Below are 16178 nucleotides of genomic sequence, written 5' to 3' on the forward strand. Positions count from 1 at the left end.
CAAGCGACCCGAGACGCTGATCGAACGCGACCGGAACAGACCACAGCGACCACAGCCTCAATACAGAGAGTGACCACCCGATGTAAAGGAACAAGTGGAGGCCGACGTCACGCACACGGCCCGTAATTCGCCAACAGCGTCCCTTCCGGAGGGGGCGGGCCGTCGCGCATGTGTCAGCGCCGCGGGCGGCTGCCCTTCTCCTGTCGCGGGGGCGTCTGGCCGGAGCCCGGCAGGGCCGGCTTGGGCAGGTGGGTGACGGCCCACTTGGCCTGGGCGAGCTGCTTGGCGGTGTCACGGGGCAGCGCGGGCGGCCGCGGCGCGGGCCGCGGGAAGCCGAAGGCCGAGGTGAGGTCGCCGAAGGTCCGGCGGCGCCAGGCGCTGATGTTGGGCTCCTTGACGCCCGTCACCACCTCCAGGAAGCGCAGGCAGGAGGTGTGGTCGAAGGCTTCCCCGGCGGCCCAGCCGCCCACCGTCCAGGGCGAGATGATCATGCACGGCACGCGGAAGCCGCCGCCGATCGGCAGGCCGTGGACGAACTCGTCGGGCGTGCCCCGGGGCGGCACCGGCGGGCGCACGTGGTCGAAGAGGCCGTCGTTCTCGTCGTAGTTCAGGATGAAGACGGTCTTCGCCCACACGTCGGGGTTGTCGGCGATGGCCCCGATCTTCCTGGCGACGTAGTCCGCGCCCGCCGCGGGCAGGTAGGCCGGGTGCTCGGACTGCCCGGCGGTGGGGATGATCCAGGAGACCGTGGGCAGCCGGTCGTTGCGGGCGTCGTCCTCGAAGGTGCCCGCCTTCTGGCGGCGCATCCCGCGCTCGTAGAGCGCGCTGCCGGGCTTGGCGTTCTTGAACTGCTGGAACTCCTCCAGCAGGTTGCACTCGTAGTTGTCCTCCTCCTGGTAGACGCGCCAGCTGACGCCGGCGGCCTGGAGGCGCTCCGCGTAGGTGGTCCAGCGGTACGGCTTCGGCGCGCTGTTGTCGATCACGGGGCCGCCGTGGCCGCCGCCGGGGTCGATGGTGCCCGTCATCCAGTAGAGCCGGTTGGGCCAGGTGGGGCCGAAGACCGAGCAGAAGTAGTTGTCGCAGAGGGTGAAGCTCTCGGCGAGTGCGAACTGGAAGGGGATGTCCTCGCGCGTGTGGTAGCCCATCACGTAGGGCGCCCTGGCGCCGTCCGCCTTGCGGTGGGCGGGCAGCCAGCGGTCCATCCTGCCGCCGTTCCACGCCTCGTGCTGCACCTCCCAGGCGTGCGAGGTGCTGGGGATCGCCTGGGCGCTGGTCTTGCCGGTGTTCAGCCGGAACGGCAGCAGGTACCCGTCGGGGTTCTCCGCGTCCGGCTGGTGGAAGACGCTCTTGCCGTTCGGGAGCTTGATGGCGTGCGGGTCGGCGAAGCCGCGTACGCCCTTGAGAGTGCCGAAGTAGTGGTCGAAGGAGCGGTTCTCCTGCATCAGCAGGACCACGTGCTCGATGTCGCTCGGCGTGCCGCGCCGGGCCGGTCCGGCGGCGACCGCCCGCTGCACGCTCGGCGGCAGCAGCGACAGCGCCGCGGCGCCGCCCACCGCTCCCGCCGCCGCGCCGAGGAGTCTGCGTCGGGTCATCTCGGGCATGGCGTGCCCCTCTCCCTGGAGTCGCGTGAGGCCACAGTGTGACCCGGCCGACTCTCCCGGCACAGGTGTGACGAGGGCAGGAGGGGGCGTGTGAACGGCGCGTCAAATGGCGGTGAAGGGGCACCAGTTGGGAGAAAAGGTCATCGTACGTACGAGGGAGTTCCACCCCATCGGGGGATGCGCCGCTAGCCCGTACGGCAGCGTGTTTCCGGGCGTCAGCCCTGCGTGTTGCCGCCGTTGGGGTCCTCGCGCCGCAGCGAGCGGAGGAACTCGGGGTTGTCGTCGGGAGCCACCCACCGCTGCCCGCCGCCCGGCCCGCCCGCGCCGGGCCGCGCCGCCCCGCGGCGACGGCCCGCGATCACCCACGCGACCGGCCCGACCAGCACGCCGCCGAAGAGCAGGATGACGATCACCCAGCCGATCTTCGGCAGGCCGCGCACCTCTTCCTCGGGAGTGTTCAGGCAGTCGATGAACGCGTAGATCCACAGGCCCAGGACCAGCAGAGTCGGCAGATACCTGAGCATGGTGGCGGGCTCCCCGAGAGCGGCGGTACGGGCCGGAACGCGGCCCCCGTGACGGGTCCAGGGTAGTCCGTGCTTGATACTGGAACGCATGGCTTATGACGATCTACGCTCGTTCCTCCGGGCGCTGGAGCGCGACGGTGACCTCAAGCGCATCAAGGCCGAAGTCGACCCGTACCTGGAAATCGGGGAGATCGTCGACAGGGTGAACAAGGCCGGTGGCCCCGCCCTGCTCTTCGAGAACGTCAAGGGCGCGGCGATGCCGCTCGCCATGAACGTCTTCGGCACCGACCGCCGGCTGCTCAAGGCGCTCGGCCTGAAGTCCTACGACGAGATCAGCGACAAGATCGGCGGACTGCTCAAGCCCGAGCTGCCGCACGGCTTCGTCGGGGTCCGCGAGGCGTTCGGCAAGCTGGGCGCGATGGCCCATGTGCCGCCGCGGAAGGTCAAGGAGGCACCGGTCCAGGAAGTGGTGCTGACCGGCGACGACGTCGACCTCGACCGGCTGCCCGCGCTCTTCACCTGGCCCGAGGACGGCGGCTCCTTCTTCAACCTCGGCCTCACCCACACCAAGCACCCCGAGACCGGCGTCCGCAACCTCGGCCTCTACCGCCTCCAGCGGCACGACAAGCGCACCATCGGGATGCACTGGCAGATCCACAAGGACAGCCGCAACCACTACCAGGTGGCGGCCAAGCGCGGCGAGAAGCTGCCCGTCGCCATCGCCTTCGGCTGCCCCCCGGCCGTGACCTACGCCTCGACCGCGCCGCTCCCCGGCGACATCGACGAATACCTCTTCGCGGGCTTCCTCTCCGGCAAGCGGATCGAGATGGTCGACTGCAAGACCGTGCCGCTCCAGGTCCCGGCGAACGCCGAGGTCGTCATCGAGGGCTGGCTGGAGCCCGGCGAGATGCTCCCCGAGGGCCCCTTCGGCGACCACACCGGCTTCTACACCCCGCAGGAGCCCTTCCCCGCGCTGACCATCGACTGCGTGACGATGCGGCGCCGCCCGCTGCTCCAGTCGATCGTGGTCGGCCGCCCGCCGACCGAGGACGGTCCGCTGGGCCGGGCGACGGAGCGGTTCTTCCTGCCCCTGCTCAAGATCATCGTGCCGGACATCGTGGACTACCACCTGCCGGAGTCGGGCGGCTTCCACAACTGCGCGATCGTCTCGATCGACAAGAAGTACCCCAAGCACGCCCAGAAGGTGATGCACGCCATCTGGGGCGCCCACATGATGTCGCTGACCAAGCTGATCGTCGTGGTCGACAGCGACTGCGATGTGCACGACCTGCACGAAGTGTCCTGGCGGGCGCTGGGCAACACCGACTACGCGCGCGACCTCACGGTCGTCGAGGGCCCGGTCGACCACCTCGACCACGCCTCCTACCAGCAGTTCTGGGGCGGCAAGGCGGGCATCGACGCGACCGCGAAGTGGCCCGAGGAGGGCTATACGCGGGACGGGGGCTGGCCGCACATGGTCGAGTCGGATCCGGAAGTCGCCGATCGGGTGACGAAGCGCTGGAAGGAATACGGGCTCTGATGATGTCTGCTGCCGAAGGGGTCCTCGGGCCCGGCCCCGCGCCGTCCACCGGCAGGGTGAGGGCGTTCCTGCGCCTCGTGGTGATCGAGCACTCGGTCTTCGCGCTGCCCTTCGCCTACATCGCCGCGCTCACCGCGATGTTCCAGGAGTACGGCGACGTCCACTGGACGCGCCTGCTGCTGGTCACCGTCGCCATGGTGGGGCTGCGCACCTTCGCGATGGCCGTCAACCGGATCATCGACCGGGAGATCGACGCGCGCAACGCCCGTACGGCGGGGCGTGAGCTGGTCACCGGCGCCGTCTCCGTGCGGACGGCGTGGACGGGCGCGCTGATCGCTGTCGTGATCTTCCTGGGCGCGGCGGCGCTGCTGAACCCGCTGTGCCTGGCGCTCGCGCCGGTCGCCGTGGTCCCGATGGTGGTCTATCCGTACGGGAAACGGTTCACCAATTTCCCGCACGCGATCCTCGGCCTGGCGCAGGCGATGGGCCCGGTCGGCGCGTGGCTCGCGGTCACGGGGGAGTGGTCGTGGACCGCGGTGATACTGGGCCTGGCCGTGGGCATCTGGATCGGCGGCTTCGACCTGATCTACGCCTGCCAGGACGTGCTGGCGGACCGGGTCCACGGCGTGAAGTCCACCCCGGCGCGCTTCGGCGTGCCGGCGGCGCTGCACGGTGCGCGCGCGTGTCACGTCATCACGACGGGCCTGCTCGTCTGGTACGGCCTCGCGATCGACGCGGGTGCCTTCTGGTGGGTGGGTCTCGGCTTCGCCGCGGCGTCGTTCGTCTATGAGCACACGGTCGTCCGGCCGCACGACCTGTCCCGGCTGAACAGGGCGTTCTTCACGGTCAACGGCGTGATCGGCATCGTGCTCTTCGTCTTCGCGCTGCTGGACCTCGTGAGCGGCGGCCTCGGCTGGTAGCTCGTACGGGTGGTCCGTCCCGGCCCGCTGCCCGCTGGGTGGCGGGCCGCTGCGGATAGGCTCAAGACCGTGGAGCCGTACGAAGAGACAGCCGCGCGCGACACCCCGGCCCCGGGCCGCAGGCCCTGGGTGGTCGGGGTGTCGGGCGCGTCCGGGACGCCGTATGCCGCCGCCGTGGTGCGGGGGCTGCTGGCCGCCGGTGAGGCAGTGGACCTGGTGGTGAGCCGCGCGTCGCGGCTGACGCTGCTGGACGAGACCGGGATCAAGTTCCGCGACGCGCACTGGCGGGAGGATCTGCGCGACTGGCTGGAGCTGGGGGCGGACGGGAAGCCGCACACGTTCGAGGTGGACCTCGCGGACGCGCGGTACTGGCCGGCGGGGGATCTCGCCGCGGGGCCGTCCTCGGGGTCCTACCCCGCCAAGGGGATGCTGATCGTCCCGGCGAGCACGGCCTGTGTGGCCGGGGTGGCGCTGGGGCTCTCGAAGGATCTGCTGCAGCGCGCGGCGAGCGTGACGCTCAAGGAGCGGCGCCGGCTGGTGGTCGCGGTGCGCGAGACGCCGCTGAGCGGTCAGACGCTCAAGCAGCTGGTGGCGCTCGACGAGGCGGGCGCGGTGGTGCTGCCCGCCTCTCCGGCGTTCTACGCGGGTGCGACGCACATCCAGGATCTGGTGGACTTCGTCGCGGGGCGGGTGCTGGACGCGGCGGATGTGCCGCACCAGCTGTACCGCCGGTGGAAGGGAGAGCTGGGTGAGGCCCGCTCCCCCTCCGGGGGTTAGCGCTTCTTGGCGCGCGCGGTGCGGGCCGCCTTGGCCTCGGCGCGACGCTCGGCGAACTGATGGGCACGCGAGCGGTTGGCCGTGTCCTGCAGCTCGCGCATACGGGCGTAGGCCATCTCGATCGTGTACACGGGAAGATCACTCCTGAAGGATCGTCGTTGATCTAGCGGATCTTGCGAGAAATCACAGGGCGTGGACCCCTGTATGCCTTAGATTCTACATGCAATGCGGCGAGTTCGCTCATTATTTGAAAGGTTCCAGGCAATGGACGCGGTGGACAGGCAGCTCATCCAGGCCCTCCGGGAGAACGGCCGGGCGTCGTACGCGGAGCTGGGCCGGCTCGTCGGCCTCTCCGGGCCCAGCGTCACGGACCGGATCAACCGCCTGGAGGCGGCCGGCGTGATCACCGGCTACCGCGCGACCGTCGACGCCGCCTCGCTCGGCCTCGGCGTCACGGCGCTGATCGGCATCCAGCTCTCCGATGCGGCGGACCACGAGGACGTGGCGCGGCGGCTGCGGGACCTGGAGGAGATCGAGGACTGCTGGTTCATCGCGGGCGACGACTCCTACATGCTCAAGGTCCGCGTCGGTGACGTGGACGGCCTGGAGCGCACGATCCGGCGGCTGTCCGGGACCAAGGGCGTGAGCCGGACGCGCACCACGATCGTGCTCTCCACGAAGTGGGAGAACCGCGTGGGAGAGCTCCCCGAGGAGGCGTAGGGGGTCGGGCCGCCCGAAAAGCCGGGGGAGTACGCTCGATCGGGTCGCAAAAGGCATCAAGGCAGGAGAGGCCGACGCATGGACGCTGGACTGAAGCGTGAGCTGGAGGAGAAGGTTCACGCGGGTGAGCGGCTGACGCGCGAGGACGGTATCGCTCTCTACGAGTCCGATGACCTGGCGTGGCTGGGCGGTCTGGCCCACGAGGTGCGGACGCGTAAGAACGGCGATGTCGTCCACTTCAACGTCAACCGCCACCTGAACATGACGAATGTGTGCACGGCGTCGTGCGCGTACTGCTCGTTCCAGCGGAAGCCGGGTGAGAAGGACGCGTACACGATGCGCATCGAGGAGGCCGTCCGCCTCGCCAAGGCGATGGAGAACGAGAACCTCACCGAGCTGCACATCGTCAACGGCCTGCACCCGACGCTGCCCTGGCGCTACTACCCGCGCTCGCTGCGGGCGCTGAAGGAGGCGCTGCCGAACGTCTCGCTGAAGGCGTTCACGGCGACCGAGATCCAGCACTTCGAGAAGATCTCCGGCATGCCGGCCTCGGAGATCATGGACGAGCTGATCGACGCGGGTCTGGAGTCGCTGACCGGCGGCGGCGCGGAGATCTTCGACTGGGAGGTCCGCCAGCACATCGTCGACCACGACACCCACTGGGAGGACTGGTCGCGCATCCACCGCCTGGCGCACTCCAAGGGCCTGAAGACGCCGAGCACGATGCTCTACGGGCACATCGAGGAGCCCCGCCACCGCGTCGACCACGTCCTGCGTCTGCGCGAGCTCCAGGACGAGACCGGCGGCTTCCAGGTCTTCATCCCGCTGCGCTACCAGCACGACTTCGTCGACATGAAGGACGGCAAGGTCCGCAACCGCCTCCAGGCGCGCACGACCATGGCGACCGGCGCCGAGGCGCTGAAGACGTTCGCCGTCTCGCGGCTGCTGTTCGACAACGTGCCGCATGTGAAGGTCTTCTGGGTCATGCACGGCGTGCAGACGGCGCAGCTGGCGCTGCAGCACGGCGCGGACGACATGGACGGCTCGGTCGTCGAGTACAAGATCACGCACGACGCGGACAACTACGGGACGCCGAACAAGCTGACGCGTGACGACCTGCTGGACCTGATCCGGGACGCGGGCTTCCGCCCGGTGGAGCGCAACACGCGGTACGAGATCATCCGTGAGTACCCGGGCCCGGACGCGTCGCTGCGGGAATCGCCCCAGCCCATGCGCGTCTGATCCGTACAGCCTGATCCGTACGATCCGCAGGAAAAGCCCCGGTGCGCGTCCGCCGGGGCTTTTTCCGTTGCGCCCGCGCCTCACGTAATGGTTGCATTGCGGCTATGCCGCTTACCTTCATACGCGACCCCGAGCTGACCCCGGCGCTCCGCGAGGAGTTGCTCCGCCTGTGGGTGGACGTCAGTCAGGCCGGTGGCTCCGTCGGCTTCGTGCCGCCGGTGACCGCCGATGTGGTGCGCCCGGTGGCGGACGCGCTGACCGCGGACGTCGCCGCGGGCCGGGCGCGCATGCTCGGGGCGTACGAGGAGGGGCGGCTCGCCGGCACCACGTTCTTCAGGCTCAACGCCAATCCGCTGATGAGCCATTGGTGCACCCTCGTCACCGTGATGATCCACCCCTCGCTCCAGGGCGGCGGCCGCGGCCGGCGGATGCTGGACGAGGCCGCGGAGATGGCCCGTGACCTGGGCTTCGAGGCGCTGCGGCTCGAAGCGCGCGGTGGCATGGGCCTGGAGGACTTCTACGCCGGCCGCGGCTACAAGGAGGTCGGCCGGGTGCCCGCCGGCATCCGTGTGGCGGCCGGTGACGATCGCGACGACATCACGATGTGGCGCCCACTGGACTGATCGCCTTCCGGGCGTGCTTGACTGGAGGGCGACCCTTTCGGTTGTCGTTGAGAAGAAGGTCCCGTCCGTGAGTAGCCAGAAGTTCGCCTCGCTCCGCTACACCGCTCTGCGGTTCGGCCTGCTCATCGCCTGCTTCGCCGTCGTCTGGGTGCTCTGCTCCATGCACGTCATCCCGCTCGGCGTGGGCAGTTCGAACCTCATCTGGATGGTCCTGCTCGCGCTCGTCCTCTCCGCCCCGCTGAGCTGGGTGCTGCTGCGCAAGCAGCGTGACGCGATGTCCGAGCAGATCGTGGAGCGCGTCGACCGCGCCAAGGCGCGCTTCGACGCCAACGCGGCCCAGGAGGACGGGGTGGCCTGAGCCTCCCGCTATCGGGACTTATCGCCCTGATCGGGTGTAAGTCTCCTCACATCACCGCAACGCCCCGCCGTGGAGCAGCCGCTCCACGGCCGGGCGTTGCCGCTCTCCGGCCTGTGCGCGACCGGCAACCCAAAGAAGACCTTTGAGACCCTCAAAGCCCCGGTGTTAACGTATTGGACATGAAGACAGCAGCAGCGCACCGATTCCCCATGAGCCCCGCGCTCGTGGCGCGCCTGCACGTCGATCTTTGCCGCCGTGTCTCCGCGGCCTGTCGCCGCCGCTGACGTATGCCGACCCCGGCCGGAGATCCCGCAGCGCGTACGGACCTCCCTGGCGCCCCACGCCCTTTTTCTTGACCTCCCGGAGCTTCCGTTGTCCTCGACACCCGTGTCGTCCAAGGCGTCCCTGCGCGGGCGCATACCCAAGGTCCCCTTCTGGGGCCAGATCCTGCTCGGTCTCGTTCTCGGCGCGCTCCTCGGCTGGGCCGCCAAGAGCGGTGACATCCACTGGCTGGAGGTCACCCTCGGCAAGATCGGCGACATGTTCGTCCAGCTGCTGATGGTGGTGATCGCCCCGCTGGTGTTCTTCGCCATCCTGGTGTCGATCACCAATCTGCGGAACGTCTCCAACGCCGCCCGGCTGGCGACCCGCACCCTGATGTGGTTCATGATCACGTCGCTGATCGCGGTCCTCATCGGCCTCGCGATCGGCCTGCTCACCGACCCGGGCGCCGGCACCGGCCTCACCGCGGCCGACGGTGCGGAGCCCAAGAAGCACGGCTCGTGGCTGGACTTCCTCACCGGGATCGTGCCGACCGACGTCATCACGCCGTTCAGCAAGCTCGAGGTCATGCAGATCGTCTTCATGGCCGTGGTCGCGGGCATCGCGATCCTCCAGGTCGGCGCCAAGGCCAAGCCCGTGCTCGACTTCAGCCAGGCCGCGCTGGAGCTGCTGCAGAAGGTGCTCTGGTGGGTCATCCGGCTCGCCCCGCTCGGCAGCCTGGGCCTGGTCGGCACGGCGATCGCCACCTACGGCTGGGACCTGATCGGGAAGTACGCGACGTTCACCGCGGACATCTACGTCGGCTGCGCCATCGTCCTCTTCGGCGTCTACCCGCTGCTGCTGGCCACGGTCGCCAAGGTGAACCCGCTCCAGTTCTTCAAGGGTGCCTGGCCCGCCATTCAGCTGGCCTTCGTCTCCCGCTCCTCCGTGGGCACGATGCCGCTGACGCAGCGGGTCACCGAACGCCTGGGCGTGCCCAGGGAGTACGCGAGCTTCGCCGTGCCCTTCGGCTCGACGACCAAGATGGACGGCTGCGCCTCCATCTACCCCGCGATCGCCGCGATCTTCGTGGCGCAGGTCTTCGACGTGCCGCTGGACATCCGTGACTACGTCCTGATCGCGTTCGTCTCCGTCGTCGGCTCCGCGGCCACGGCCGGTCTGACCGGTGCCACCGTGATGCTGACCCTGACCCTCTCGACGCTCGGCCTGCCGATGGAGGGCGTGGGCCTGCTGCTCGCCATCGACCCGATCGTGGACATGATGCGCACGGCGACGAACGTCGCGGGACAGTCGGTGATACCGATCATCGTGGCCTCCCGGGAGAAGATCCTCGACCGGAAGGCGTACGACTCGGCCACGGCCTCGCCGCTGGACCAGGCCGAGCAGACCGCTCCGGTGCCGGCCGCCGCGGCCTGATCGAGGTGGCTTGATCCTTTCGTTCCGGCGCTTTCGGCTGGATCTTCCCTCCTCGGCGTCCCTCCTCCCCGTAACATTACCTGCCGGTAACGTAGCGGGGGCGGAGGGACGTTTGTCGTGAATGCTGCACAGACCGACGCTGCTGAGGCCGGAATGAAGCAGAAAGGCAGGGCCAAACGCATGCCGCGCGCGGTGCGCGAGCGCCAGATGCTCGACGCCGCCGTGGAGGTCTTCGCGCGCCGCGGCTACCGCGCGGCGTCGATGGACGAGATCGCCGAGCTCGCGGGCGCTTCCAAGCCACTGGTCTACCTCTATCTGAACTCCAAGGAAGATCTCTTCAGCGCCTGCATACGGCGCGAGGCCGAGGCGCTCATCCTGGCGGTGCGTCAGGCGGTCGACCCGCTCGCGCCCGCCGACCGGCGGCTGTGGCAGGGGCTCCGCGGCTTCTTCGCGCACACGGCCGCGTACCCCGACGGCTGGGCCGTCCTGCACTGCCAGGCCCGTACGCACGGGGAGCCGTTCGCGCTCGAAGTGGCCGCGCTGCGGCAGGAGCTCGTCGACGTCGTCACCCAGCTGATCGCGGCGACGGCCGCGGAGAACGGCTGCGACACCCCGCTGCCGTGGCAGGAGGCGTCCGGGCTGGCCCACGCGCTCGTGGGCGCCGCCGAGTCGCTCGCGGGGTGGACCAACGCCCGTACGGATGTGGCCCCCTCGGGGCGGGACACGGCGGAGACGCTGATGAACTTCGCCTGGGCCGGGCTGGACAACCTGATGAACGGGCGGCGCTGGGCGCCCGCCCGTTCATAGGTTCCGCCCCGCCCCCGTGTGCCGCGGGGCTCAGCGCTCGCTCTTGCGGCCGCGGGCGGCGAGCAGGCCCGCGCCGCCGAGGACGCCGGCCGCGGCGAGTGCCCCGCCGATCAGGCCGGGGTCGGTGTCCGGGTGCTTCCGCGGCGCCTCGCCCGCGGCGACGCCGCCCTTGGGCAGCTTCTTGACGTCCTGCGCCCGCGGGGAGGCGTCCTTCTTGGACGTGTCCTTGGCGGAGGCGTCGCGGGCCGCCTCGCCGTTCCGGCTCTTGACCGTGGTCTGGATGATCCTGCCGCTCTTCTGGTCGAGGGTGACCTTCAGGCCGCCGTCGAGGGTGACCGAGGGCGAGCCCGCGGTGAGCGTGCCGAAGACGAAGCCGTCCGGACCGGTGATGACGGCCTTGTACGAGCCGTCGCCGAGCTTGGTGACGACCGCGTACTTCCCGTCATCGAGCTTCACCGTGCGGGACGGCTCGCCCTTCTTGTCGTCGCCCTGCGTCTTCGCGGTCACGTTCTGACCGTCGAAGTGCACATAGACGCCGTCGTTGTAGGTCTGGCCCTTCGAGAGCACGGCGAGGACCTTGCCGCTGCCGATCTGCCTGAGGTACGCCTTGCCGTCCTTGATCTCGGCTTCCATGCCGCCACCGATGTCGACGGTGCGGCCCGCCGCCGCGGCGCTCGGCGCCGGTTCCACGGCGAACGCGGCCGTGGGGACGGCGACGGCGCCTGTGAGGACGGTGGTGGCTATGACGGTGCGGAGGAGGGTGCGGCGGGCGGTGTTCATGGCTTGGGTCTCCTTACGGCGACGGCTCGACACATAAGAAGTTATTTCGGCCACGTGGGCACGGACATCGGCAAAACGGGCAGGGCTTCGGGGGTCGTAAGGACTAGCGGGTGCGGCTCGCTGCCGGGAAGGGGCGGGGCCGGGGAACAAACCAAGCACACCCCCGGCCCCCTGGAGCGCACGCGCGACACCGCGTAGATTGGCCGCGATTTACCGCTGAGTAGGTATACGCCGGCCACGAACAGGAGCCGCACGTGTCCGAACCGCACAGCGCAGCCGACGTCCTCCACCCGCCCCGCACGACACTGGTGCACGGTGTCGTCCGTGAGGCCGCCGTACCGCCCCTCGCCCCGCCCGTGACCAGCGGGTCCCTCGGGGACCTGCCGTTCGAGAACGCGGCCGCCGCACCCACCGATGTCGTGCTCAGCCGGAAGCAGCCCGACGGGACCTGGCGCGATGTCACCACCGCCACCTTCGCCGCGGAGGTGCTCGCCACCGCCAAGGGCCTGATCGCGCACGGCCTGCGGCCCGGCGACCGGCTCGCCATCATGGCCCGTACGACCTACGAATGGACGCTGCTGGACTTCGCGGCCTGGGCGGCCGGGCTGGTCGGCGTCCCCGTCTACCCCACCTCCTCCGCCCACCAGGTCCGCTGGATCCTCCAGGACTCCGGGGCCTCCGCGTGCGTCGTCGAGGGCCCGGCCCAGGCGCGGCTCGTCGAGGACGTGCGCGCGGAGCTGCCGCGCCTGGCCCATCTGTGGCGCTTCGACACCGGGGCGATCCGCTCGCTCATGGCCGCGGGCCGGGAGTTACCCGCCTCCGTGGTCACCGAGGCCCGCGCCACCCGTACCCCCGCGGACACCGCCACCCTCATCTACACCTCGGGCACCACCGGCCGCCCCAAGGGCTGCGTCCTCACCCACGGCAACTTCTTCACCGAGGCGGACAGTTCCAGCGAACTGCTCCACCCCCTCTACAAGGCGACCGCGAAGTCCCCGGCCGCCACCCTCCTCTTCCTGCCGCTCTCCCACATCTTCGGGCGGACCGTCGCCGTCGGCTGCATGCGGGCGCGCGTACGGGTGGGCCACGCGCCGTCCATCAGGACCGACGACCTCCTCGCCGACCTCGCGGCCTTCCGGCCGACCTTCCTGCTCGCCATCCCCTATGTGCTGGAGAAGGTCTACAACACCGGCCGCGCCACCGCCGAGAGACTGGGCCGCGCCGCCTCCTTCGACCGCGCCGCCCGGATCGCGACGCGCTACGGCGAGGCCGAGGAGGCCCGCCGGCACGGCACCGGCCCGGGGCCCGGCCCGGCCCTGCGCGCGGCCCGCGCCTTCTACGACCCGCTCGTCTACCGCCGCGTCCGGGCCGCGCTCGGCGGCGAGGTCCGCTACGTCCTCAGCGGCGGCTCACCGCTCGGCCACCGGCTCGCCGCCTTCTGCGCGGGCGCGGGCATCGAGGTCTTCGAGGGCTACGGCCTGACCGAGACCTGCGCCGCGGTCACCGTCACCCCGCCGCTGCGCCCCCGCATCGGCACGGTCGGCTGGCCACTGCCGGGCAGCGCCGTACGGATAGCCGACGACGGGGAGGTGCTGCTGCGCGGCGGGCAGGTGTTCTCCGGTTACTGGGACGCCGAGCGCGGCGAGGCCCTCCCCGCGGCCGACGGCGAGTGGTTCCCGACCGGTGACCTGGGCGCGCTCGACCAGGACGGCTATCTCACCATCACCGGCCGCAAGAAGGAGCTGATCATCACCTCCGGCGGCAAGAACGTCGCCCCCGCGCCCCTGGAGGACCGGCTCCGGGCGCACCCGCTGGTCGGCCAGTGCCTGGTGCTGGGTGACGACCGCCCGTACATCACGGCCCTGGTGACGCTGGAGGAGGACGGCCTGGCGCACTGGGTGCGGATGCGGGGCAAGTCCGCGGTGCCGACGGCGGAACTGGTGCGGGACCCGGAGCTGCTGGACGAGTTGCAGAAGGCCGTGGACGACGCGAACTCCCTCGTGTCGCGGGCCGAGTCGATCCGCCGTTTCGCCGTCCTGCCGGTGGACTTCACCGAGGAGTCGGGCCACCTGACGCCGTCCCTGAAGCTGCGGCGGGCGGCGATCGCCCGGGACTTCGCGCGGGAGATAGCGGATCTGTACGCGCGCTGACGCGCGTCCGCTCCGGGCGCCGGGCGGACCGGAAAGGGCCCGCCCGGCGCCCGGAGGTCAGCAGTTGCCCGGGGCGTCCTTGCCCGCGAAGCGCTCCGCCAGCCAGTTCGCCGCCGGGACCGCTTCCGTGATCGCGCCCACGACGTGCTCGCCCAGCGGCAGCCCGTGCCACCGCACCGGCACTCCCTTCTCGCACCAGTCGGCGCGCAGCTTCTGCCCGATCGCGTACGGGACCAGCTCGTCGACCACCCCGTGGTAGAGGTAGACGGGCCGGTCGGGCGCGTGCGAGCCGAGGTCCGAGGAGTGCAGCACGCGCTGCCAGTCGGGTGCGTCCAGCGGGTTCCTGACCGTCACGTCGGAGATCCGCTTGAAGAGGCCGGCGACCGTGTTGACCGCCACGCAGTGGTGCTTGAGGAAGTCGACGTAGTAACGCCCGCGGTCGTTGAGGTAGTTGTCGAGCCGGAGCTCCGGATAGGCCGCGTCCTGGCCGACGGCGGCCATGAGGATGAGGCCGGCGCCGATGCTGCCGTCGTTGTACTCGGCGGTCCTGATCAGATCGGCGGGCACCCCGCCGGTCGCGGTGCCCTTGAGGTTCAGCTCGGGGGCGTACGAGTCGTGCAGCTCGGCGGCCCAGCTGCTGGCCTGGCCGCCCTGGGAGTAGCCCATGATGCCCACGGGCGAGTCGGCGGTGAGCCCGGTGCCGGGCAGCCGTAGCGCGGCGCGGGCCGCGTCGAGGACGGCGTGGCCCTCGGAGCGCCCGACGACGTAGGTGTGGTCGCCGGGGGTGCCGAGCCCCTCGTAGTCGGTGACGGCGACGGCCCAGCCGCGCAGGGTGAGCTGCTGGATGAGGTTGGCCTCGACGGCGGTGCCGTTGGGGAAGCCCGCGGAGGGCGCGCACTGGTCGGCCATCCCCACGGTGCCCACCGCGTAGGAGACGAGCGGGCGCGGCCCCGGTCTGCCGTCCTGGGGCACGATCACCGTGCCGGAGACGACATCGGCCGCGCCCCTGGCGGTGGTGGAGCGGTAGGTGATGTGCCAGGCCCTGGTGTTGGTGGGCTGGCCGGGCAGCGGGTGGAAGGAGGTGGGCGCGGCGGTGACGACGTCGCCCGGGGACGCGGCCCCGGGCTTGCCGGCCGCCGTGCCCGTGCCCGTGAGGCCGAGCGAGAAGGCCAGCGCGGCGACCGCGGCGAGGGCGGTGGAACGCAGGTGCATGCGGACTCTCCCGACTGTCGGTGGTGCCGGGTCAGTTGTGGCGACCGTAGTGACGTACGGGTCAGTAAGGCGGTGACCCGGGAGCTCAGCTTTGCTGACCCGGCCGCACCTCTCGCTCCAGGAGGCGGTACGCCCCGGGTGTCGTACCCGTCCAGCGGCGGAACGCCCGGTGGAAGGCGGTGTCCTCCGAGAAGCCCAGCCGCGCCGCCAGCTGCGTGATCGGCTCCCGCCCCTCCGCCAGGCTGCGCACCGCGGCCTCCCGCCGCACCTGGTCCTTCAGCCTGCGGTACGAGGTGCCCTCGTCCTGGAGCCGGCGCCGCAGCGTCGCCGGGCTCACCGCCAGCCGGGCCGCTGTCTGCGCCACCTCCGGCAGCCGGACGGCGCGGCCCTCGCGCAGCGCCCGCGCCAGGGAGCGCCGCACCTGTTCGGCGACTGTCGTGCCGTACTCGCGCTCGCCGAGCAGGCCGGCGGGCGCGTGCCGGAGCAGGGCCTCCAGGGCGGCCTCGTCCTGCACGACGGGGGCGGCCAGCCAGCGCGGGTCGAACCCGGCGCCGGTGCGGTGCGCGCCGAAGCGGACGGTGCAGCCGAAGAGGAGGTCGTACTCCCGGGCGTACGGCGGGGCGGGGTGGGCGAACTCCGCCCAGCGCAGGGTGATCCGCCGGCCGGTCAGCCAGCCGGCCATCCGGTGCCAGACGACCATCAGGGCCTCGGCGAGGAAGCCGCTCTCGGGGATGTGCCGCAGATCGCTGCGGACCGTGAGGACGGCCTCCGCGGGCCGCCGCTCCAGCGCGAGGTCCGGGCCGCCGGGGAAGAGCCCGTAGAAGCGGATGCCGCGCTCCATGGCCGTGCCGAGGTCGCGGCAGCCGGAACAGGCGTAGCACATCATCGCGAACGTGCCGGGCCTGCTGGGGGAGGGGCCGAGGCCGAGGAACTCGTCACCGGTGGCCCGCCGCAGCTCCTTGACCAGCAAGCTGAACTGCTCGGGGGTCACCCGGGCCCGTTCGTCGGCGAGGAGGGGCGGCGGGATCCGCGCGCTGTCCAGCAGGGGAACGGTGTCGATGCCGAGCCGTCGGGCTCCGCCGAGAGCGGCCTTGACGTGGTGCACGGTGATCGTGCGACTCATGGGGTAATTCAAGCCGGTCCGGCGGGAGAGGGCACGCCCAAGACATCAGGATGAACAAAAGCGAAAGAAAGAGTGCAAAAGAAAAGCTGAATCGAATAAATCA

At 70.7% G+C, this 16178-nt stretch carries 16 protein-coding genes; 10 read left to right on the top strand and 6 right to left on the bottom strand.

Annotated elements, in window-relative coordinates:
• Positions 1–173: 173 nt before the first annotated feature.
• Together ACH427_RS09720 and ACH427_RS09725 are read right to left on the bottom strand one after the other, a co-directional pair.
• Entirely contained in the window at positions 174–1601 is a 1428-nt protein-coding gene (locus tag ACH427_RS09720; protein ID WP_398868908.1) for an alkaline phosphatase family protein, read from the bottom strand.
• Between the two features lie 215 nt (positions 1602–1816).
• On the bottom strand, positions 1817–2125 hold the full coding sequence (locus ACH427_RS09725) for a PLDc N-terminal domain-containing protein (RefSeq protein WP_398868909.1): 309 nt from the start codon (positions 2123–2125) through the stop codon (positions 1817–1819).
• Positions 2126–2213: 88 nt separating this feature from the next.
• Here ACH427_RS09725 and ACH427_RS09730 point away from each other — a divergent pair, with 88 nt between their 5' ends.
• The 3 genes from ACH427_RS09730 (at position 2214) to ACH427_RS09740 (ending at position 5362) form a co-directional block, all read left to right on the top strand.
• Positions 2214–3665, top strand: a complete 1452-nt coding sequence (locus ACH427_RS09730; RefSeq protein WP_398868911.1) for a menaquinone biosynthesis decarboxylase — start codon at positions 2214–2216, stop codon at positions 3663–3665.
• Positions 3665–4585 carry a menaquinone biosynthesis prenyltransferase MqnP gene (mqnP, locus tag ACH427_RS09735; protein WP_398868912.1) on the top strand — a complete coding sequence of 307 codons (921 nt, stop codon included), beginning with the start codon at positions 3665–3667 and terminating at the stop codon, positions 4583–4585. Before ACH427_RS09730 ends, mqnP begins: the two co-directional genes overlap by 1 nt.
• 69 nt (positions 4586–4654) lie before the next feature.
• Positions 4655–5362, top strand: a complete 708-nt coding sequence (locus ACH427_RS09740; protein WP_398868913.1) for a UbiX family flavin prenyltransferase — start codon at positions 4655–4657, stop codon at positions 5360–5362.
• Here ACH427_RS09740 and ACH427_RS09745 read toward each other — a convergent pair.
• Positions 5359–5493: a hypothetical protein gene (locus tag ACH427_RS09745; RefSeq protein WP_275898584.1), complete on the bottom strand. Its 135-nt coding sequence runs from the start codon at positions 5491–5493 to the stop codon at positions 5359–5361. The two genes, ACH427_RS09740 and ACH427_RS09745, sit on opposite strands and share 4 nt — an antisense overlap.
• 133 nt (positions 5494–5626) lie before the next feature.
• Here ACH427_RS09745 and ACH427_RS09750 point away from each other — a divergent pair, with 133 nt between their 5' ends.
• The 6 genes from ACH427_RS09750 to ACH427_RS09775 all read left to right on the top strand — a co-directional run bounded on the left by ACH427_RS09750 (position 5627) and on the right by ACH427_RS09775 (position 10810).
• Positions 5627–6082 carry an Lrp/AsnC family transcriptional regulator gene (locus ACH427_RS09750; protein WP_361524367.1) on the top strand — a complete coding sequence of 152 codons (456 nt, stop codon included), beginning with the start codon at positions 5627–5629 and terminating at the stop codon, positions 6080–6082.
• Positions 6083–6160: 78 nt separating this feature from the next.
• Positions 6161–7324 carry an aminofutalosine synthase MqnE gene (gene mqnE / locus ACH427_RS09755; protein ID WP_398868914.1) on the top strand — a complete coding sequence of 388 codons (1164 nt, stop codon included), beginning with the start codon at positions 6161–6163 and terminating at the stop codon, positions 7322–7324.
• Between the two features lie 104 nt (positions 7325–7428).
• Positions 7429–7947 (top strand): GNAT family N-acetyltransferase, encoded by a 519-nt coding sequence (locus ACH427_RS09760; protein WP_398868915.1) that lies wholly within the window; start codon positions 7429–7431, stop codon positions 7945–7947.
• Positions 7948–8014: 67 nt separating this feature from the next.
• Positions 8015–8305 carry a DUF4229 domain-containing protein gene (locus ACH427_RS09765; protein ID WP_361534726.1) on the top strand — a complete coding sequence of 97 codons (291 nt, stop codon included), beginning with the start codon at positions 8015–8017 and terminating at the stop codon, positions 8303–8305.
• Between the two features lie 372 nt (positions 8306–8677).
• Positions 8678–10003 carry a dicarboxylate/amino acid:cation symporter gene (locus tag ACH427_RS09770; protein ID WP_398868916.1) on the top strand — a complete coding sequence of 442 codons (1326 nt, stop codon included), beginning with the start codon at positions 8678–8680 and terminating at the stop codon, positions 10001–10003.
• 180 nt (positions 10004–10183) lie between these two features.
• The gene (locus ACH427_RS09775) at positions 10184–10810 is read left to right on the top strand and encodes a TetR/AcrR family transcriptional regulator (RefSeq protein WP_398869178.1); all 627 of its coding nucleotides are present in this window, start codon (positions 10184–10186) and stop codon (positions 10808–10810) included.
• Between the two features lie 30 nt (positions 10811–10840).
• On the opposite strand, the gene ACH427_RS09780 is transcribed toward ACH427_RS09775, so the two are convergent.
• The gene (locus ACH427_RS09780) at positions 10841–11590 is read right to left on the bottom strand and encodes a hypothetical protein (protein ID WP_398868917.1); all 750 of its coding nucleotides are present in this window, start codon (positions 11588–11590) and stop codon (positions 10841–10843) included.
• Between the two features lie 254 nt (positions 11591–11844).
• Here ACH427_RS09780 and ACH427_RS09785 point away from each other — a divergent pair, with 254 nt between their 5' ends.
• Positions 11845–13740, top strand: coding sequence for an AMP-dependent synthetase/ligase (locus ACH427_RS09785; protein ID WP_398868918.1), 1896 nt, complete (start codon positions 11845–11847; stop codon positions 13738–13740).
• 57 nt (positions 13741–13797) lie between these two features.
• On the opposite strand, the gene ACH427_RS09790 is transcribed toward ACH427_RS09785, so the two are convergent.
• Together ACH427_RS09790 and ACH427_RS09795 are read right to left on the bottom strand one after the other, a co-directional pair.
• Positions 13798–14952, bottom strand: coding sequence for a lipase family protein (locus ACH427_RS09790; protein ID WP_398868919.1), 1155 nt, complete (start codon positions 14950–14952; stop codon positions 13798–13800).
• Positions 14953–15037: 85 nt separating this feature from the next.
• The gene (locus ACH427_RS09795; RefSeq protein WP_398868920.1) at positions 15038–16075 is read right to left on the bottom strand and encodes an AraC family transcriptional regulator; all 1038 of its coding nucleotides are present in this window, start codon (positions 16073–16075) and stop codon (positions 15038–15040) included.
• Positions 16076–16178 lie beyond the last annotated feature (103 nt).

This window comes from Streptomyces sp. NPDC020379 (genome assembly GCF_044387105.1).
In the GTDB taxonomy this organism is placed as follows: domain Bacteria; phylum Actinomycetota; class Actinomycetes; order Streptomycetales; family Streptomycetaceae; genus Streptomyces.